This window comes from Citrobacter sp. UYEF32 (genome assembly GCF_040546205.1).
Classification (GTDB): Bacteria; Pseudomonadota; Gammaproteobacteria; order Enterobacterales; family Enterobacteriaceae; genus Phytobacter; species Phytobacter diazotrophicus.
In genome coordinates, this window is sequence record NZ_JBEPNI010000003.1 from 97,570 (window position 1) to 116,374 (window position 18,805).

15 protein-coding genes are annotated in these 18,805 nt (G+C 55.8%); 4 read left to right on the plus strand and 11 right to left on the minus strand.

What is annotated here, in order from left to right; genetic code table 11:
• Position 1: 1 nt before the first annotated feature.
• The 7 genes from ABIB59_RS08795 to ABIB59_RS08825 form a co-directional block, all read right to left on the minus strand.
• Positions 2-2,839 carry a DUF4062 domain-containing protein gene (locus ABIB59_RS08795; protein ID WP_354035046.1) on the minus strand — a complete coding sequence of 946 codons (2,838 nt, stop codon included), beginning with the start codon at positions 2,837-2,839 and terminating at the stop codon, positions 2-4.
• A gap of 23 nt (positions 2,840-2,862) precedes the next feature.
• Positions 2,863-4,611, minus strand: a complete 1,749-nt coding sequence (locus tag ABIB59_RS08800) for a hypothetical protein (RefSeq protein ID WP_354035048.1) — start codon at positions 4,609-4,611, stop codon at positions 2,863-2,865.
• Positions 4,612-4,823: 212 nt separating this feature from the next.
• Positions 4,824-5,519 (minus strand): ABC transporter ATP-binding protein, encoded by a 696-nt coding sequence (locus ABIB59_RS08805; RefSeq protein ID WP_041852598.1) that lies wholly within the window; start codon positions 5,517-5,519, stop codon positions 4,824-4,826.
• Complete coding sequence (locus tag ABIB59_RS08810; protein ID WP_079497600.1) at positions 5,512-6,294, minus strand: ABC transporter ATP-binding protein; 783 nt, start codon at positions 6,292-6,294, stop codon at positions 5,512-5,514. Before ABIB59_RS08810 ends, ABIB59_RS08805 begins: the two co-directional genes overlap by 8 nt.
• Positions 6,281-7,330, minus strand: coding sequence for a branched-chain amino acid ABC transporter permease (locus tag ABIB59_RS08815; protein WP_041852596.1), 1,050 nt, complete (start codon positions 7,328-7,330; stop codon positions 6,281-6,283). Before ABIB59_RS08815 ends, ABIB59_RS08810 begins: the two co-directional genes overlap by 14 nt.
• Positions 7,330-8,229, minus strand: coding sequence for a branched-chain amino acid ABC transporter permease (locus ABIB59_RS08820; protein WP_041852595.1), 900 nt, complete (start codon positions 8,227-8,229; stop codon positions 7,330-7,332). Before ABIB59_RS08820 ends, ABIB59_RS08815 begins: the two co-directional genes overlap by 1 nt.
• A gap of 26 nt (positions 8,230-8,255) precedes the next feature.
• On the minus strand, positions 8,256-9,392 hold the full coding sequence (locus tag ABIB59_RS08825) for an ABC transporter substrate-binding protein (protein ID WP_041852594.1): 1,137 nt from the start codon (positions 9,390-9,392) through the stop codon (positions 8,256-8,258).
• A 651-nt stretch (positions 9,393-10,043) separates the two neighbouring features.
• On the opposite strand from ABIB59_RS08825, the gene dgcN reads away from it, so the two are divergent.
• The 3 genes from dgcN to ABIB59_RS08840 are packed head-to-tail and all read left to right on the plus strand — an operon-like array spanning position 10,044 to position 12,897.
• Positions 10,044-11,045 carry an N-acetyltransferase DgcN gene (dgcN, locus tag ABIB59_RS08830; RefSeq protein ID WP_071195882.1) on the plus strand — a complete coding sequence of 334 codons (1,002 nt, stop codon included), beginning with the start codon at positions 10,044-10,046 and terminating at the stop codon, positions 11,043-11,045.
• Positions 11,045-12,022 carry an N-acetyl-D-Glu racemase DgcA gene (gene dgcA, locus ABIB59_RS08835; protein WP_354035051.1) on the plus strand — a complete coding sequence of 326 codons (978 nt, stop codon included), beginning with the start codon at positions 11,045-11,047 and terminating at the stop codon, positions 12,020-12,022. The genes dgcN and dgcA overlap by 1 nt, the downstream gene beginning before the upstream one ends.
• A gap of 26 nt (positions 12,023-12,048) precedes the next feature.
• A complete protein-coding gene (locus ABIB59_RS08840) occupies positions 12,049-12,897 on the plus strand; it encodes a D-amino-acid transaminase (RefSeq protein ID WP_071195881.1) in 849 nt (282 codons plus the stop codon).
• 561 nt (positions 12,898-13,458) lie between these two features.
• Here ABIB59_RS08840 and ABIB59_RS08845 read toward each other — a convergent pair.
• Positions 13,459-14,292 (minus strand): glycosyltransferase family 8 protein, encoded by an 834-nt coding sequence (locus ABIB59_RS08845; protein WP_169039868.1) that lies wholly within the window; start codon positions 14,290-14,292, stop codon positions 13,459-13,461.
• Positions 14,289-15,671, minus strand: a complete 1,383-nt coding sequence (locus ABIB59_RS08850; protein ID WP_354035054.1) for a D-arabinono-1,4-lactone oxidase — start codon at positions 15,669-15,671, stop codon at positions 14,289-14,291. The genes ABIB59_RS08845 and ABIB59_RS08850 overlap by 4 nt, the downstream gene beginning before the upstream one ends.
• 433 nt (positions 15,672-16,104) lie before the next feature.
• On the opposite strand from ABIB59_RS08850, the gene ABIB59_RS08855 reads away from it, so the two are divergent.
• A complete protein-coding gene (locus ABIB59_RS08855) occupies positions 16,105-17,133 on the plus strand; it encodes a LacI family DNA-binding transcriptional regulator (protein ID WP_071195878.1) in 1,029 nt (342 codons plus the stop codon).
• 68 nt (positions 17,134-17,201) lie between these two features.
• On the opposite strand, the gene ABIB59_RS08860 is transcribed toward ABIB59_RS08855, so the two are convergent.
• Together ABIB59_RS08860 and ABIB59_RS08865 are read right to left on the minus strand one after the other, a co-directional pair.
• Positions 17,202-17,966 carry an HpcH/HpaI aldolase family protein gene (locus ABIB59_RS08860; RefSeq protein ID WP_041852588.1) on the minus strand — a complete coding sequence of 255 codons (765 nt, stop codon included), beginning with the start codon at positions 17,964-17,966 and terminating at the stop codon, positions 17,202-17,204.
• Positions 17,967-17,995: 29 nt separating this feature from the next.
• Entirely contained in the window at positions 17,996-18,778 is a 783-nt protein-coding gene (locus ABIB59_RS08865) for a 2-keto-4-pentenoate hydratase (protein ID WP_052249361.1), read from the minus strand.
• Positions 18,779-18,805: the final 27 nt, after the last annotated feature.

The following is an 18,805-nucleotide window of genomic DNA, read 5'->3' on the forward strand; positions in this document are numbered from 1 at the left end:
CTTACTCTGTCTGGCCGTGCTCGCCGGCCAGGCGGTAAAACAGATCGCGACTTTCCTCGAGTTTACGTATCTCGGTTGCGTCGCTGCTGTAAATCGTTTCTACCGCGGCAATGGCGCGGTCATAGAGCCCGACGGCGCGGGCAAAGTTTTTTTCCACCAGATAAACGGTGGCAAGTTCCTGATAAAACGATGACAGCATAATTTGCCGCTGCGGTGTTGGCGGCATCTGTTCAATGAGTGCAACCGCTTCCTGCAGATGCTGTTCCGTTTCGGCGGTGTTGCCGCTTTGGGCCTTAATCTGCGCGATTTGCATGATAATGTTGGCCAGAACGGCAGGGTCCCGCGGGGGTTGCAGGGCCGCGACTTTTGCCTTCTGGTAAAGTTCCAGCGCCTGTTCACTCTTACCCGCCGCATTGAGTTGCTGCGCCATGTTAGACATGGTTACCGCCAGCATTTTCATACCGGCTTCTCCGGGGTTAAACAGATTTTCCAGCACCTGATCCATGGCCTCTTTTGCCAGTGCCGGGTTAGCGGTTTTTTGCGCCAGTACCGTGAGCGTATTGTAAAAGTGCGCTTTCAGCCCCGGCGGCGTTTTATCGTCCTCTACGGCAGGTTTAATCATCTCTGCCCACTGTGTCGCCGCCTTTTCCGCCCGGCTCTGACGTAACCAGGTGAAGATGGAGAGCGCGGCAGGCAGGTGGTTTTGCAGCACCGCCGGGTCCGGGGCGGTCCACGCAAATGTCTGTTCAAACCGGGGGTCAAGACGCCGTCCGTCGTAAATACCACTAAACTGCCAGACGGTGTGTAACAGGCCTGGATCCACCTCGTGCAAACGGATCACCGCCATCACCTCAGAGAGTTCGCGTATGACCGGATCGATCTCACCGAGCGACAGCCACTGCCAGGTGCGTTCCGCCAGCGCAAAGCCGCTGCTGTCCTGGATCTCCCCGAGAATACGTTCCCGGCAGCTTTCCATTTCATCATTGTCCTGTAGCGCCTGATAGAGCGTGTTATGCAATAACCGCAGGCGACCATCGCTGTTCTGGCAATACGGGGCAAGCCGTGCCAGCAGCGGCACTAACTCGCTATCCGGGACTTTCAGCGAGGGGTAAATCGCCAGAATGCGGGACAGTTCGCTATGGGTCAGCCCGCGACGAGAGGCCGCAATGGCGCAGGCGGCGCGGGTCGCCAGTTTCGATGAGAAATCACGGTCAGACGCCGCTAATACGGAGGTAAACAACGCGCCAGGCCCGGCACAGGCCAGCAGCGCGCTCAGTCTCTCCGGCAGCGCTTCGTGTCGGGCATGCAGGCAAAGCTCTTCTAATACCAGGCGCATAAACAGCGGATTGTCGCAGGCGGGCGCGCTGATAAGCTGCCCGGTCAGCTCCCCGGACAAGGACTTGCTGACCAGGCTCAGGCTTGCCTGGCAAAGCGCTTCGCGCTCTTCCTGCGTCAGCGCCGGGAGCGAGTGGCATTTCCAGGTGATTTTTTGCTGCTCAAGGAATGACTGCACCTCTGGCGTGGCGGACAAGACCAGCAGCACGCGTGAAGGCCATTCAAGCTGTTGCAGGCGGTGAATCGCAAGCTCAGGTTTATCAAACTGGTTGATGGCATCCAGAATCAGAACCAGCGTCGCATTCTCGCGCTGACGGAAGCGTTGAACTCTTTCCATCACCTGCTGCCAGGCGTGATGGTCATCGGAGGCGGGCTCTGTGCTATCTCCCTCTTCGGCCAAAAACCAGAACAGCCGGTTACGCCAGTTGTCGAGCGTCGTGTCGCCATCCGCGCCAATATAGTGGCTGAATACGCGATAGTTATCGTCCTGGCTCAGGAGCTCGCTAATTTCAAGCGGCACATAATCGTCGTCCCACGGCATCGGCGCCTGCCGGTTTTTCTCCCGCAGCGTGCTTTCTAAGTCGGCTAAAAAGGCGCTTTTACCCATCCCCGACGGGGCGGTAATCAGCCAGGGTTCCGGGGAAATGGCCATCCAGCCCTGGTTAAGCTCGCTGACTATCTGCTGGCGAAATGCTGTAAGCGGCACATAGGCCCGGCGACGCACGGCGGCGAACTGCGCGTGTTCATGGGCGCGCTGTTGCCAGCGATTGGGCATCTTTTCCGCCGGATACAGCGTATCGATGGCGCTGAGCAGGTAAGCCCTTACCGCCTCGCCGAATTGTTCCACGCTGTCATAGCCATCGATAGCGATAGTCTGCGGAAAATGCTGACGCAGCCGTTGTTTCAGGGAAGCCAGTTGTGCTGTGCGCGTGCTGTCCGGCGTGCCATCAGGCAGGCGATCAAACCAGACATCCTGCGGTGCGTTAGCGCTTGCCATGGTGGCAGTGAGGGCCGGATCGCGTAAAAACATCTGCACACGCGGCGTGCTGGCAGAAGAGAGGGGGGCGACATCCGGCGGAGGCGCCAGAAACGCAAAGCGAATTTCCAGCTCCGTGACGCTGATATTTTCTTCCAGTGCGTCACGGATCAGCCCGGCGTAGCGCTGGTCCGGTGATTGCTGCCAGTAGGCGGCCAGATCGTCAGCCTGCGGCACCCAGCCGTAGCGCTCGCCAAGGAAGCCGATAAAGAAAGGAGGAATGCCAAGCGACCGGCAGCGTTCAATCTCTTCAAGACAGATTTGCACCGTGCGGCCATTGTGGGCCGCCTCTTCGGTGATTCCCCAGCGCAGATCGATTTCGCTGAAATTGATCATCCGCTGATAGCAGATCTGGCGGATCTCCGGGAAGACGCGGGTCACCAGATAGTGGCGTTCGGCGTCCATATCCCGAAACGTGGAGGAGAGAAATACCCGGATTTCGCGCTGCGTGGTTGCCTGAGTCATCATGCCATTCCTTCGCCTAATATGTGTTAGCCGCCAATAATTTCCACATCACGTCCGGTGGTGCGCGCCACCCAGCGTGCATTTTCCTGTAGGGTTTCGATACCGAGCGCATACATGATTTCCTGCAAGTCTTCGGTATCCGGCGTCGGCGAATGGGCTTCCATTTTCGCCAGCGCAGTAGAGAACAACACCGCGGACCGTTCGTAGTCGGCGATATCCTCTTCATAGCCAAGAAATTTCGCGTAAGCGGCGCAGAGTGCGGCGCAGGCGATCAAAAACTCCGCCAGGTGCTCGCCCACCATATTCCAGAAATGGAGTGTATGCGCCAGGTGCTCATCGGTAAGCCCCCACAGGCTGGAGGCCAGCACCACAGATGTGATGGCGATACCGCAGATAAACAGCCCGAAAGCCATGCGTTTTGCGAGGCGGTGCTTGCGCTCTTTTTTATGGACGTTTTTTTCGAAGTAATTTTTCTGATCGCGCACCCAGCTCTCTTTCACTGCGTTAATCGCCGTTTTTAGCGTGCTGGCCTCGCTTTGCGGGTAAATACTCGCAGCCAGCATTGCCCGGCGCACCCAGGCGATATTGTCGTGGCTGCGGCGCAGATAATGTAGCGAAACGGCGCGCGCAATCCCGGCCTGACGCCAGACGTTCTGCACACGCAGCCCCTCCGCCAGTGCACGCAGTTCGGTGGCATTGCGGTTAGCGCGAGAACTGTGGACGCGGCTGAGCGCGACGGAAAGCAGTACCAGCAGGAGCAGCGACAGGCTCAGCGAGGTGATAACCCAGTGCTCGCCATCACCCGGCACCCGGTTGCCCACCAGGGCCATGATGGCCGCCAACCCAAAGATAACGTTGTACACCTTACGCATATCTTTCATCTGTTTATTCGCCAGCCTGTCAATATGGGCGAAAGCGGCGTGACAGAGATGCGATGCGCCGAGGCTGGCGTTCGCCTCATCTTCTTTGGTGATACGCGCATTCAGCGTATCGAGGCGCTCAAGGCTGCGATACCAGGACTCTTCGCCGTGGATCGATGGCGTCTCCGGCTGGCCTTTGACCGGCAGCGGCGGATACCAGGAGACAGAAGGGGCGGTGGCGCCGTTAGCATAGGTTCCCGCTTTACGGCGCACGTGAATATGGCACACCAGGCCGGTGTCCGGTACATCCAGCAGGTTGGATTGGCCCAGATAGCGCTTGATGCCGGGCAGTCTGGCATTCAGCGCGGCCAGGTCGTGCTCCTGAATGCGCCCTTCGCGGCGGAAGTTAACCACCTGCGCGGTGCCCCCTAAGCCCCTGGCTTTTTCGCCATCCCACAGCGCGAAAAGAATATGACAACGCTGCGCCAGGTACATACCCGCTCTGGCATATTGCAGGTCGCGGTAGAGAGAGCCTTGCGGGTTTTGATCCAGGGAAATCATCGCTTCAGAACCGGGGATCACCGTGTCGATGCAGTAGATACCGCCGGTCTTTTGCGCGTAATCGTAGAGTTCGCGAAATTCCGTCACCGTGTCGGCGAAGTCACGCTCGTACTCTTCTTTGGCAAAAGGCAACACCACATGCAGCGGTAATCTTTTTTCCATGATCACGCGGGCAAACAGGCGGTCCGCCCCTTCGGCCAGCGAAGAGAGCGCCATGACCGGTGAATGAGGATAGCGCGCCTGAATCGCGCTGATTTCACTCTCCAGCAGGATGAGAAGCTGCTCTGTATCCTGCACATCGCGGTGTCCGGTGACGCCTAAGGTCACGGGTAAAGATGAAAATTGAACGGGCATAGTATCGACAACAAGATGAATGAATTTGCGTCAATATACGTTCTATTTCCCGGAGGGAAAACTACTAATATTTCGACTCATCATGCGGAAAACAGAGGGTTTTTTGCGCGGGATGGCCGCAGCAATCACCGCTGAAAGGTAAGGTTATGTTGACCCGCGATCGTGGCGAGGTAGCCCGGACAAGGCGTTGCACCGTCATCCGGGAACCTGGTTTATCCCCCCAGATACATCTTCTTCACTTCCGGGTTTGCGAGCACATCCTTTGCCTCGCCGGAAAGCACAATCTTGCCGTTTTCCAGCACATAGGCCCGGTCGGCAATCCGCAGGGCCGCCGTGGCGTTTTGCTCCACCAACAAGATGGTGATGTTCTCCTCACGCAACTGGCGAATGGTGGCAAATAACTCACCTACCACTTTTGGCGCAAGGCCCAGACTCGGCTCATCAAGCATCAATAACACCGGCTCGCTCATCAAGGCGCGGGCGATGGCGAGCATCTGCTGCTCACCGCCGCTCATCGTGCCTGCCATCTGTTTACGGCGCTCTTTCAGACGCGGAAAGAGGCTGTACATCCTGTCGCGCAGACGGGTGAAATTCGCCAGATTGTTATACGCCCCCATGCGAAGGTTCTCTTCGATGGTCAGGTTGGTGAAAATTTTTCGCCCTTCCGGTACCAGCGCAAGCCCCTTGCGGACGATGTGGTGCGTCTGACTGCGGGAGATATCCTCATTGAGAAAATTGACCGTTCCGCTGGAGCGCACCATATTGACGATACCGTTCAGCGTCGAGGTTTTCCCCGCGCCGTTGCTGCCAATCAGCGTCACAATTTCCCGGTCGTTAATCTCGATATCGATGCCTTTCAGCCCCTGAATAACGCCATAAAACACTTTCAGCTCACGGGCGCTAAGCATAATTTACGTCCCCCAGGTAGGCGGAGATCACCTCCGGATGTTGAATCGCGTCGGACATCAGTCCGCTGAATAACGGTTTGCCATATTCCAGCACCATGACGCGTTCACACAGGGCATTCACGAACGGCATATCATGCTCAATTAACAACACGCTGAGCTGGTAATCCTTACGCATGCGGAAAATCAGGCTTGCCAGATCTTCTGTCTCTTTGGGGTTCATCCCGGCGGCGGGCTCATCCAGCAACAGCAGTTTTGGCCCGGTCGCCAGCGCGCGGGCAATCTCCACTTTGCGCTGGTTGCCATAGCTCAGATTGGTGGCCTGCATGTTGGCGTATTCGGCGATACCGATATAGTCCAGTAGCGCCATCGCCTTTGCCCGGGCGGCACGTTCGGCAGGGAAATAGCGGCCAATATGCAGCGCGGCTTCCAGCAGTGAATAGTGGCTGCTGTGATCCAGCCCGACCATCACGTTTTCCAACACGGTCATCGAGTTAAACAGACGGATGTTCTGGAAGGTGCGGGCAATCCCTGCGTTCACCACCTTGTTTGGTTTTAAGCCCTTGACCGATTTGCCCGCCAGCAGCACGTTGCCGCTGGTCGGCTTGTAGTTGGCCGTGATGACGTTAAACAGGGTAGTTTTTCCGGCGCCGTTGGGGCCAATCAGGCCAAAGATTTCGGCTTCATCAACGTGAAAACTGACGTTATCAATCGCCCGCAGGCCGCCGAACTGCATGACGACCTCCTGCACTTCGAGAATCGCGTTATTTGACATCATGACGGCGTCTCCCGAAGCGGACTTGCCACACTTCTTTTTTGCCCAACAGACCTTCACGGGCGAATAACATAATGATCAGCAGCAGCAGTGAGAACACCACCATACGCAGCCCCGGATAAGAGCCCAGGTCGTGGCCGAACAGCGACAGCGGCTGGTCGAGGAAACGCAACCATTCGCCGCTGCCCACAACCACGATGGTGCCGAGCAGTGCGCCCGTGGTGCTGCCCAGACCGCCGAGCACGATAATGATCAACAACTGGAAGGTCAGCATAAAGTCGAACAATCCCGGCGCGATGGTGGTCAGCAATGAGGCCAGCAACCCACCGCCAATGCCTTCGAAAAAGGCGCTGGTGGCAAAGGCACAGGTTTTGATACGAAAGGTATTCACCCCCATGGCGATGGCGGCGTCTTCGTCATCGCGGATCGCCTTCATCATGCGGCCATACTTCGACCACACCAGTTGCAGGATCATCCCCGATGCCGCCAGGGCGAACAGCCCGCACCAGAACAGCAGATGGGGCTGCTGAGGAATATCATTAAGTCCAATGGCGCCGTTGGTGATCTGCGGGTTATTGATGGCGAGGATCTTGATAATAAAGCCAAAACCCAGGGTCACAATCGCCAGATAGTCGCCGCGTACGCGAAACACCGGGAACGCGAGGCAGACCGCCAGAAAAGCGGCGCATAGTCCGCTTATCAACAGCGCCGGTAAGAAACTGGTGTGTAACATCAGGATAAACGGGCTTGGCGCGGTCATCTCGAACATATCGATTTTGCTGTCGCTTGAGAGAATAAACAGCGCGGTAACATAGGCACCCACGGCGACAAATCCATTGGGTTCCAGTGACAACTGCCCGGTGACGCCGTTAATCAGGTTGTAGCTCACCGCCAGGATCATAAAGACAAATACGGTGCTGATTACCCGAATAATGTAATCGTTGAAAACCAGATTCATCCCGGCCAGCAGCGCAATGGCGAGCACAATAATGACCAGGTTACGCCCCTGAGCGCCGAGAGTGGTTGAAGCGTTAAACATTAGAAGCGGCTCCTTTCCAGACGTTCGTCACCCATAATGCCCACCGGGCGGAACAACAAGACCAGAATCAAAAACATAAAGGCGAAGGCGTCTTTGTAACCCCCCAATTCGGGGTACAGCGCGACAGCGACCACTTCGGTGAAGCCAAGAATAAACCCGCCGAGCACCGCGCCGGTGACGCTGCCAATGCCACCGAGCACGGCGGCGGCAAACGCTTTCAGGCCAATCAGTACGCCCATCAACGGATCGATAGTCGGGTAGCTGATGGAGTAAAAGACACCGCCCAGCGCGGCAAGACTGCTGCCCAGGGCGAACACCAGCGAGATAATGCGGTTCGCATCAATACCCATCAGGCGCACGGTATTGACGTCAAACGCCACCGCGCGGATCGCCATCCCGTAGCGGGTGCGGTAGAGCAGCCAGAGGATCGCCAGTAGCAGAAGCACGGTGATCAGCGGCACGACCCACGCCACGTTAGTGATGATGATGTGACCAAAAGTCAGGGTGTTGTTGAACCAGTCCGGCGCAGAAAAGAAACGCGAGCTGCCGCCGAAGAGGACGTTAAACAAGTTTTCCAGGAAGAAGCTGACGCCAATGGCGGTGATCAGCATGGAGATTTTTGATGCCTGACGCAGCGGGCGATAAGCCACCCGGTCGATAAACATTCCCAACAGGCCGCAAAGCCCGAGGGTCAGTAAAATGGCTACCCAGAAGGGCAGCCCAATGGAAGAAAAAAGAAACAGGGTCGCAAATGCACCGACCATCATGACATCCGCATGCGCGAAGTTGATCAGGCGCAGGACCCCATACACCATGGTATAGCCAATGGCGATCAGGGCGTACATGCCGCCCAGACTCATGCCATTGACGACCTGCTGGAGAAAAATGGTGCCATCCATCTCGTTTAATAACCTCTTATTACTGCTTACGGATTCACCACAGTTTTGAATGCCAGTTGACCATCTTTCACTTCGTTAATCACCGCGCTACGAATGGCGTCGCCGTCTTTCAGAGTTAACGTACCGGTTACACCCTGGAAGTCTTTGGTCGCGCGGATTTTCTCGTTAACGCAGACGCGATCGTGCGGATCGCTACACTGGTTCATCGCATTGACGATCACGTTGTAGGCATCGGCTGCCATTGCGCCCCAGGTATGGGTTGGTGATTTGAATTTCTCTTCCCAGCCTTTAATAAAGGTTTCGCCTGCCGGAGTCTGCTCTTTGGCGTTCGGTGAGTAGTAGTCGGTGGTCATGTACCCGTTCACCGCATCTTTGCCCACATCAAAGAACACCGGATCCGCCGCCAGACCATCGCCGCCAACAACCGGTTTGTTTAAGCCCAACTGTTTTGCCTGCACGGCAATCAGTGCGCCTTCGGTGTAGTAGATCGGCATGTAGATCATGTCGACGTTTTTGGCTTTCACGCTGGAAAGCTGCGCTTTAAAGTCTTTGCTGCCCGCAGGTGCCTGGACTTCAATAGGAATGGTGCCGCCATTTTTCAGGAACTGGGCGCGGAAGGCTTTAGCCAGGCCAACGGAGTAGTCATTGCTGCTGTCAAAGACGATAGCCGCCGTTTTCGCATTCAGATCGCGTGAGGCCAGGTTGGCACCCACCACGCCCTGGAAGCTGTCGGAGAAACAGACGCGGCTGACATACGGGTGGTTACGGGTGACGCGGTCGTTGGTTGCGGTAGAGGAGACCAGCGGAGTTTTGCTGTCATCGGCAATTTTGACCATCGCCAGCGTGTTACCGGAGGTGACTTCACCGATTACCGCGTCGACTTTGTCGCTGGAGACCAGGCGCTGCATGGCGTTCGCGGCTTCAACTTTGTCACTTTTATCGTCAATCACGATAAGCTTGACGGTGTCGCCGTTTTTCAGGGTCGGGGTGATGCTCTGAATCAGTTCCAGGCCTTTCTGTGAAGGTTGACCATATCCGCTGAGCGGCCCGCTCAGGGGCAATACCACACCGATTTTAATCTCTGCCGCCAGTGCGCTGTGCGCCCCAGCCAGGCCGGAAATCAGTACTGCCATTAAAGAGACTTTCCCACAAAAACTCTTCATTGTTACCTCACCGTCCGTCAGTTAATTGTGAATGTTGAAGCATCAAATACCGCGTAACACTGAATACTGATGCGCCTGGCACCACGCGGCCGCTTCGTCTGGAATGCGCTGCATGTCGTACTGACTTCTTCCGTAAGCGCGAGCCTGATATTTCCGTTAGAAACGAAAGCCGGAAGAAATGAATATTAATTAAGGGCCAGGCCTTTTGATTTTCCAGAGATATTTCTGGCGACAATTTCCATCAATAACGGATTCACCTTACATCCATTAATTGGATTTTTCTCATCCATTCTTCTTATAGATTTATCGTGCGTAATAGCACTGTTTTGGATCGCTAAAATAGTGCATTGCGCTTTATTGGTGCGTGAATAGTGATGAGATCACATTATGATAAATATTTTTATTGCCTGGCTGAGAGGAGGGGGTGGATTTAAAGATTAATATTTTCACAAGCGTTTTCTGGATTTCTTTTATCAGAATAAAACACTACCTATTTGCAATAAACATGGTAAATAAAGCCTGAAATAGCGACAGTTGACAATAATAAAACCCTTGTTATCCTGCATTAACAGTCAGCCTTTATTTAATTTTTTTCAGAAATGTTATTTCTGCGTTAATTTATTTTCAGTCTTATCCTGAGGGGGATAAATAATGAATATCCAAAAGCCCTATCTGCTTTTTCTTGGTGATGCGCATGACCAACTGGCAGCAAAAGTTGCCGATGGGATTAAACAATGGCACCCGGAATATTGCGTGGGTCAGTACCGTATGGCGAATTGCCATGCCGATTGCCAATTAACGGATATGGATATTGATGCTGCGGTTAAAGCTGGGGCAAAAACACTGGTGGTGGGTGTGGCTAACCGTGGCGGTATTATTTCAAAAGAGTGGATTTCAGTACTGAGTGCGGCGCTGGAAAAGGGAATGGATTTAGCGGCGGGCCTGCATAATAAACTGGCCGATGTTCCTGAGTTAAAAGCGCTGGCCGACCGGCTGGGTCGTAATTTGTTTGATGTTCGCCATCCGACGCAGCAATACCCGGTTGCCAGCGGGCGCAAACGCAGCGGTAAACGCGTACTGCCAGTAGGTACTGACTGCTCTTGCGGCAAAATGTATACCGCGCTGGCTATTGAAAAAGAGATCCTGGCGCGCGGCGGGAAAGCCACATTTCGCGCCACCGGGCAAACCGGCATTCTGATTAGCGGGGCGGGCGTGAGCGTTGACGCGGTGGTCTCCGATTTTGTCTCCGGCGCGGTGGAAACGCTCGCCCCGGCGAACGAGGCCGATCACTGGGATATTATTGAAGGGCAGGGGTCTCTGTTTCATCCCTCTTTCGCGGGCGTGACGACTGGCCTGATTCATGGCGCGCAACCGGATGCGCTGGTGCTGTGTCACGAGCCGACCCGCACCCATATGCGCGGCGTGGATTATCCGATTCCGGACATCGCTGACTGTATGGCGCTGAATCTGAAAATGGCGCAACTGACCAACCCGGATGCCCGTTTCGTGGGGATCTCTTTGAATACTTCCGCCCTGAGCGATGCTGATGCGCGGGCACTGATGGCTGAACTGGAAGCACGTCACGGACTGCCGGTTGTGGATCCGTTCCGTCAGGGCGTTGGCGCGATTGTTGATACGCTGGCGGCACTGTAATGGAACTGACCATCGCCCATGAACGCTGGCCATTGCGCCATGCGTTTACCATCGCCAGGGGGAGTCGAACCGTGGCCGATGTGGTGAGTGTCACCCTTCAGTTGCAGGGATTTACCGGACGCGGCGAATGTCTGCCTTATGCACGTTATGGCGAATCGGTTGAGAGCGTCATGGCACAAATCGAGCGTCTGCGCCCCGCGCTGGCGGCGGGTATGACGCGTATGCAATTGCAAAGCGCACTGCCTGCGGGGGCGGCGCGTAATGCGCTGGACTGCGCGTTCTGGGATCTGGAGTGTAAGTCGTCCGGGCAGAGTGTCTGGCAGCGGGCCGCATTACCCGCACCACACAGTTTGCATACCGCGTACACCTTATCCCTTGATACCCCGGCGCGCATGCAGCAGATGGCGCAGGAAAACGCCTGGCGTCCGCTACTTAAACTCAAGCTCGCCGATGATGAGGACATTGCCCGGGTCAGCGCTGTGCGGGAAGGGGCGCCGCAGGCCAGACTGATTGTGGATGCCAACGAAGGCTGGGATGAGACGATCTATCTGCGTCAGGCTCCCGAACTGGCGCGCCTTGGCGTCACGCTTATTGAGCAGCCGCTCCCGGCAGGCAAAGACGCGGTGCTGGCTCAGTTGCCGCATCCGGTGCCGCTGTGCGCCGATGAATCCTGCCACGATCTTGGCTCGCTTGGCGCTATTGCCGGGTGCTACGAGATGGTGAATATCAAACTGGATAAAACCGGCGGATTAACCGAGGCGCTGCGCGTGCGGGAAGAGTCCACGCGTCTTGGCCTGCAGATTATGGTGGGTTGCATGGTCAGCACATCGTTATCGATGGCACCCGCCGTGGTAGTGGCGCAGCAGGCGAGCGTGGTTGATCTCGACGGGCCGCTATTGCTCGTCGAAGATCGTGAAGACGGGTTGCGTTACGACGGCAGCGAACTTTTTCCCCCGACCCCGGCGTTATGGGGTTAGTGGCGTAATGATGTAAGGAGATAGACATGTCACGCACGGTTTACCTCAACGGGGAGTATGTGCCGGAAGAAGAGGCCAAAATTTCCGTTTTTGATCGTGGTTTTTTATTTGCCGACGCAGTGTATGAAGTTACGGCGGTGGTGAACGGCAAGCTGGTGGACTTTGCCGGCCATGTTGCGCGGCTCGCGCGATCTTGTCGTGAGCTGGGCTTACCTCTGACGCTTTCGCAAGACGATCTGCGCGAGATCCATCAACGCCTGATCGCGGAGAATGGACTCACAGAAGGGGGGATCTATCTGCAACTGACGCGCGGTAACAGTGGCGATCGCGATTTTCACTTTCCATCGGCGCAGACGCCGACCACGCTGGTGTTGTTTACCCAGGCGCGTGCGGTTGTGGACCATCCTGCTGCCAGTAAGGGCATCCGTGTGGTGACCTGCCCGGATATTCGCTGGCAGCGGCGGGATATTAAAACCGTGCAGTTGCTGGCGCCGTGTCTGGCAAAAGCCTGGGCCGAGGCCAACGGCGCGGATGATGCGTTTTTGGTGGAAGATGGCTTTATTACCGAGGGCAGCTCTTGCAACTGTTATATCGTGACGGCGGATAAAACCATCGTTACGCGGCCGTTGAGCAATAATATTTTGCACGGCATTACCCGTAAGGCGTTGTTCCGTCTGGGTGAGGAGCACGGCATCACCTTTGAAGAGCGGTTATTTACGCCGCAAGAGGCACGCCAGGCGAGCGAAGTGTTTATCAGTTCCGCCACCACCTTTGTCTGGCCGGTGGTGAGTGTGGACGGTCAGCAAATCGGCGACGGTAAGCCTGGCGAGATAACGAAGCTGTTGCGCCGGATTTACCTGGAGATGGTGGGGTAACGCATTCCCGGATGCGGCGCAAACGCCTTATCCGGGCTACCACCGGTTTTCTCCCTCTCCCCCTGGGAGAGGGTTGGGGTGAGGGGAATATGCGGCTCGGAAGGTGGGTTCCGTTCACCTTATGTTCATGGCGAAATGTCACCTCCGGACACGTGAACGGGTAAAGGGGAACACCGCGTTCCCCTTTACAATCCCCGCGGCCCCGCAAAAAATCGGTGCTTCGCACTGCGTTCGCCTCCCGCCCCGCTGCCTGCGGTCGGTTTGACTCGACGTCCTGTCTCGACAAACCTCAGTCCGCCATCCCTGGCGGCCTGCCCTTGTCATAGGGTCTTCGTCTCACCGATTTCAGCGGGGACTCAACCCCCTCGCTGCACGCTCTGCGCCAGGGGGGCACAAAGATGTCGCTGTGGTTGTCATGCGGGAAAACGAGTCAGCCATGGTTAACAAGGTTGAAGACGTTCACAGTATCTACGATTTGTAGCCCCGGTAAGCGCAGCGCCACCGGGGATTTTTCCTGAATGTGCTCTGGTGAGGGGGAGCAGACCCCACAGATTTCCCCCCTCAATGTGGGTAATACTCCCACCACAGACGGTGCAATGCGTACCACTTATCGTCCGGCTCGGGGAACTTCTCCCAGGGTTTATCAATGATGTAATGCACATTCTTCACCCGGCTGAAATCCCACATCTGCGGGTGCTGCAACGCCAGCGTCTTTAATGCGTTATAACCATAATGCAGCGGCACCCAGCGATCGCGGAAAACATCGTTGAGAAAATCCTGCTCGGCAAACACGTAATCGGAGATATCCGCCATGGCGGCCAGTTGCGTCACCATCCTGTCGTACATATCTTTATCCGGCGTCAACAGCAGAAAACCGCCATTAAGATAATTATCCAGGGTCGCCGGTGGATGCGCCGTCATCTGCGGATCTTCACACCAACTGTAATAGCAGTTTTCAGGCTGCCAGCTTTCCGGGTAGCTGGCGATACGGTTGGGATTACACCGGCACGCGTGGCAGGCGGCAATAAAGCCCGCCTGTAGCGGTAACTCGAACACTTCATCCATGTTCTGTACCACCAGCATATCGGCGTCGAGAAACGCCACGCGCTGATACTCCTCAAGTGTCCATACCGCCAGTTTGCTCCACACCTCGGCAAAACGGGCATTAGCGTAGCGGTGTGCCAGCGCGGGATCGGGGCCAAGAATCGGCACCTCCCGAACCACACATCCGGCATCGCTCAACGACCTGCGTGTCGCGGCCTCAATGCCAGGCGTCACCATCACCACCAGCGGCCACGGTGAACCGCTTTTTTGCAGCGAGTGGCGCAATGCCTCCACGCCCGGTACGTAGCCGGGCTGGGTGAGCAACGTCACCCAGGCGAATGCGGCACTCATGACAATAGCTCCGCCATAAAGTCATTGAGGAATTTACCCTGCGGATCGAGCGCCTGGCGCACCTCCTTGAAAGCAGGTAACTGTGGATAAAGCGCGGGCCAGTCATACAGGCTGGCATCGAAATATTTCCCCCAGTGGGGCTTCCCACCCTCACTTGCCAAAAGCGTCTCCACCGCGCGCAAAAAGGCCAGCCCCTCTTCGGAGAGTGAACCATCCTCGGCGTAATAGACCACAAAACCGAAGAAACAGGTGGGCTGCTGCCAGGATGGGCTCAGCCAGGCGCCTGATGGCCCGGTACAGCGCAAAATGATCGGGTAGTGCATATGAGGTTGTTCACGGGTGTGCCACTCGCGGATCCGCGTGATAAGCGCGGGGGCGCGGTCCATCGGTACGCCAATCTCTATATTGATCTGCGGCGTGGCGATGCCGCGACAGAAGACCTGATAGACATCGCCAATCACGTCGGAGAAATCTTTAAAGCGCGTCACAGTACGAAACGGCTTACCGTTTTCATCCACGATACGGGTGTCGTTGCGCATATTTTGCAGGGTGTTTTCCACCGCGACATTCATCTGATCACTGGTCTCTTCCAGCGTCAGCAGGTCACCATGGTTATCCCGCCAGGTCTGACGCTCATCGTCATGCGCTTCACGGGCATTCCAGGCGTGGACTTTGTTTTCATCTACAAACCACCAGGCCTTGCTGAATGTCCATTGCTGATTCCAGGCCACCAGATCTTCTTCGAGCGTATCGGCACTGTGCGCGCTTTTAAAACAGGTAAACTGTGTGTAAGGACGCGTGCGTAGCGTAACGGCGCTGATGGCGCCCAGCGTTCCCAGCCCCAACTGTGCCGCCGCAAACCAGGGATGCTGGTCATCCAGCGTATGAATCTGGCCCGCTGCATCAATAAGCCGGATAGCAAGCGCCTCATCCGCCAGCGAGCTTTGCTGCATACCCTGGCCGTGCGTGCCGGTCGAGATCGCGCCCGCCAGCGTCTGCGAGGCAATCACCCCCGGCGAGGCGTGGAGCATACGGTTCATGGCGGTCAGCACTTCATAAACCTCATGCAGCGGAGTACCACCGGCAAAGGTGACGCTATCGTCGCTCACCGCCAGCAGGCCCCGCAGACGGGAGAGATCAATCAGGATATCCTGCGGCTGGGTTATCGCGAGCATCCTGCCCGGAGACATGCGACTGCCCATGATGCGTACCCGCCCCTGACAACTGGCAATCGCCTGCTGCAACTGCGCTTCAGTTTCTGGTGTGATAACCGCGCGTTCCTGTGCCAGCGTGGCGTTTTGCGCCCAGTTTAAAACAGCGTGCTCGTCTGCAACGGGATGCGTCTGGCGGCGGGGGAAAAGCGGTTGCCGGGTGGTCATTGGCGTCTCCTTAGAATGAAATTTGTCCTCCCTAACAGCATAGCCTGTCATGTAAAAGTGTGAGGAATGTCTCGCTTGTTCTTGTAAAAGATCGGTACGACGGGCAGGAGAGGCGCACAGGGAAGAGGGCGTTTCGGGGGAATTAAATATCATTTTTCATTATCAATAATAATAACCCTTAATTTTTTCTTAATAAGAAAACAATTCTTAAGGCAAGTTAAAATATTTATAAGTTTGCACTATGTCTAATTAATTCAGGCAGATGTTAGTATGGTAAAACGATAGTACCAGATATAAGAATCTGTTATTATGGCTTCTGCACAATATTCTTGATGCATTTTCACAGCGAAAAACTGTAGGGATTATAATTTAATCCCCGGCTTTCTGAATTGATGACGGGAAATCCGCGCCAGGACGACATTAAGGTGACGCAGTGACAATAAAAAAATTGGCTGCAATATTGGGCTTATCTCATACCACGGTATCGCGTGCTTTAAACGATCACCCCGCCATTAGCCAGGCCACCAAAGACAGTGTGCTACAGGCTGCCAGAGATTATGGTTATATTCCCAATAGCGCCGCGCGCGCGCTGCGTAATGCCAGTACCGGCGCATTTGGTCTGGTGATCCCGGATATTCAGAACGATTTCTTTATTACCGTCACCAATGCCATCGCGCATGTCGCCGCCGAGCGCTCCTGGCAGATGATGCTGGGCATTACCAGCGACAAGCCGGAGATGGAACATGCCGCGCTGTTGCGCTTAATGACCGCCCGTGTGGACGGCATTATTTTCGCCCCAACCGCCAACCCTCTTGCAGAAACGCAAGAGCTGATTACCCGTACGAATGCCGTCCAGCTACTGCGCAAACATCGCAGCCTGCAGGCGCCGGTTATCGCTATAGACGATCGCCACGGCATTTCGCTGGCGGTAAAACATCTGCGAGAACTGGGTCACCAGCGTATCGGTTATATTGGCTCCTCCGAAGAGTTGAGCACTGGCTATGAACGGTTACAGGGCTTTCTGCAATGTTTCACCCCGGCAGAACAGACGGCGCTCCAGGCGCTTATTCATGTCGGTCCGCCGCAGGCCGAGTTTGGCGGTGAGGCTTTCAGGCGCGTGATGGCCGCAGAGGCGCCGCCTACCGCCCTGGTGCTCGGTAGCCCACGTTATGCCATGAGCATCTTACTGGCCGCGAAAGAGAAAAATATCCGTATCCCGGACGACCTTTCGCTGGTGGCTTATGGCGATGTCTCCTGGGCCAGCCTGCTGGAGATGAAACTGACCTATATTTCGCTGCCGGAAAAACAGATTGCTGACGCCTGTGTTGCCATCATTGATCGCCTGATGAATCAGGAGCAGACGCTTGCTCCGGAGGCCTTTTACGCCTCCACCGATAGCCAGATCTTTACCCCGCAACTGGTGACCGGCGACTCCACAAAAGCGATTCGCCCCCGTCGCTAAAAGAAAAAACCGGATGAGGCTGCCGCGCGCATCCGGAAAAGAAACACCAAAACAAGTACTTCGGGAAACTATCTGAATTTCGCCAGCAGTTGCTCCGCGCCTTTGGTCAATAGCCCCTGGTCAGAACCAATGGCAATCATCTGAAAACCCAACTCGATATAACGGCGGGTTTGCGCTTCATCCGTACAGAGAATGCCGACGGCTTTTCCAGCCGCTTTGATGCGTCGGCCGGTCTCTTCAATCACTTTAATGACTTCCGGGTGCATCGGCTGACCAATATAACCGAGGCTGGCCGCGAGATCGCCGGGGCCGATAAAGAAAGCGTCAACGCCATCAATGGCCGCCATCGCCTCGATATTTTCCAGCGCGAGAGTGGTTTCCGGCATGACGATGAGACAAATTTCTTCCTCGCAGGTGGTGGCGTAGTTTTTTATCCGCCCAAAGCCGGAGGCACGCGGCGCCCCACAGTAGCCGCGCACGCCATGAGGTGGATAACGCACGGCGGAGACCAGTGCTTTTGCCTGTTCGACGGTATCCACCTGCGGCACCATCAGGGTATTTACCCCCGCATCCAGATAACGCTTAATCAGCGAAATATCGTGGTTGGGGATGCGTACGATGGGCTGAGTCGGTCCGCCAGCCGCGCAGGCCTGCAACTGAGAGTAAATTTCGATGTATTCACTCGGGCCATGTTCCGCATCGAGTCCAATAAAGTCATAACCACAGCCGGAGAGGATCTCAGCGGCGATATAGCTGCCCAGTTGAGTCCAGAGGCCGAGCTGTACGCTATTGTTTTTAATGGCATGCTTGAAATGATTTTTTTGCAGTTCCATAACGGCTCCTTTAAGCCTGCGAGACTTCCTTAGTCGGCAAAGCGGGTGCTGATGAGCCCCACGCCAGTGATTTCTGCATCAAAGGCATCCCCCGGCCTGGCGGATACCGCCGGACCGATAGCACCGGTGATAACAAACTCCCCGGCGCGCAGCGGTTTACCGATACGCACCAGGTCATCCGCCAGCCATTTCAGCGCATGTAGCGGGTGGCCGAGAATGGCGGTCGCTTTGCCCTGTGAGACCACTTCACCCGCGCGCCTGGTGACCATTTCGCTGCGTGTGATGTCGCAGTCGGAGAGGGAGACCGGCCTGGTGCCCAGTACCACCAGACATGCGGCGGCGTTGTCTGCAATAAAATCACAGGACTTCACGTTCCAGCCGGTGACGCGGCTGTCGCAGATTTCAAACGCCGGAAGGAGGTAATCAACGGCGTCGATGATGTCGAGGATGGTGTGTTCAGTTTGCGTCAGGTCTTTTTTCAGGACGACGGCAATCTCGGTTTCCACGCGCAGATCGCTGACGACCGGTTTAGTGATTTCCGCACCGTCGATCAGCACCATGTCGGCGTAGATGTTGCCGTAACAGGGGTCTGAAATACCGAACTGCTTCTGCACGGCTTTGTTGGTTAAACCCAGTTTACGCCCGACCAGACGGCGGCCCTGCGCCTGCCAGATTTTGTCGTTGTAATCCTGAATCATGTACGCAGTCGTCAGGTTCTCACTGTCGACCAGCTCGCGAATCGGGTCGCCCGCTTCGTTGTTATCCCAGGCCTGGCGCAGCAAGTCTGCCGCTTTGATAATGTTGTTTTCCATTGTTCTTGCTCTAGTTATCTATTTGAT

What these genes read in the sequence shown, in the direction of transcription:
- ABIB59_RS08795 (WP_354035046.1), bottom strand. Translation starts at nt 2,839, where the DNA reads ATGATGACTCAGGCAACCACGCAGCGCGAAATCCGGGTATTTCTCTCC.
- ABIB59_RS08800 (WP_354035048.1), bottom strand. Translation starts at nt 4,611, where the DNA reads ATGCCCGTTCAATTTTCATCTTTACCCGTGACCTTAGGCGTCACCGGA.
- ABIB59_RS08805 (WP_041852598.1), bottom strand. Translation starts at nt 5,519, where the DNA reads ATGCTTAGCGCCCGTGAGCTGAAAGTGTTTTATGGCGTTATTCAGGGG.
- ABIB59_RS08810 (WP_079497600.1), bottom strand. Translation starts at nt 6,294, where the DNA reads ATGATGTCAAATAACGCGATTCTCGAAGTGCAGGAGGTCGTCATGCAG.
- ABIB59_RS08815 (WP_041852596.1), bottom strand. Translation starts at nt 7,330, where the DNA reads ATGTTTAACGCTTCAACCACTCTCGGCGCTCAGGGGCGTAACCTGGTC.
- ABIB59_RS08820 (WP_041852595.1), bottom strand. Translation starts at nt 8,229, where the DNA reads ATGGATGGCACCATTTTTCTCCAGCAGGTCGTCAATGGCATGAGTCTG.
- ABIB59_RS08825 (WP_041852594.1), bottom strand. Translation starts at nt 9,392, where the DNA reads ATGAAGAGTTTTTGTGGGAAAGTCTCTTTAATGGCAGTACTGATTTCC.
- dgcN (WP_071195882.1), top strand. Translation starts at nt 10,044, where the DNA reads ATGAATATCCAAAAGCCCTATCTGCTTTTTCTTGGTGATGCGCATGAC.
- dgcA (WP_354035051.1), top strand. Translation starts at nt 11,045, where the DNA reads ATGGAACTGACCATCGCCCATGAACGCTGGCCATTGCGCCATGCGTTT.
- ABIB59_RS08840 (WP_071195881.1), top strand. Translation starts at nt 12,049, where the DNA reads ATGTCACGCACGGTTTACCTCAACGGGGAGTATGTGCCGGAAGAAGAG.
- ABIB59_RS08845 (WP_169039868.1), bottom strand. Translation starts at nt 14,292, where the DNA reads ATGAGTGCCGCATTCGCCTGGGTGACGTTGCTCACCCAGCCCGGCTAC.
- ABIB59_RS08850 (WP_354035054.1), bottom strand. Translation starts at nt 15,671, where the DNA reads ATGACCACCCGGCAACCGCTTTTCCCCCGCCGCCAGACGCATCCCGTT.
- ABIB59_RS08860 (WP_041852588.1), bottom strand. Translation starts at nt 17,966, where the DNA reads ATGGAACTGCAAAAAAATCATTTCAAGCATGCCATTAAAAACAATAGC.
- ABIB59_RS08865 (WP_052249361.1), bottom strand. Translation starts at nt 18,778, where the DNA reads ATGGAAAACAACATTATCAAAGCGGCAGACTTGCTGCGCCAGGCCTGG.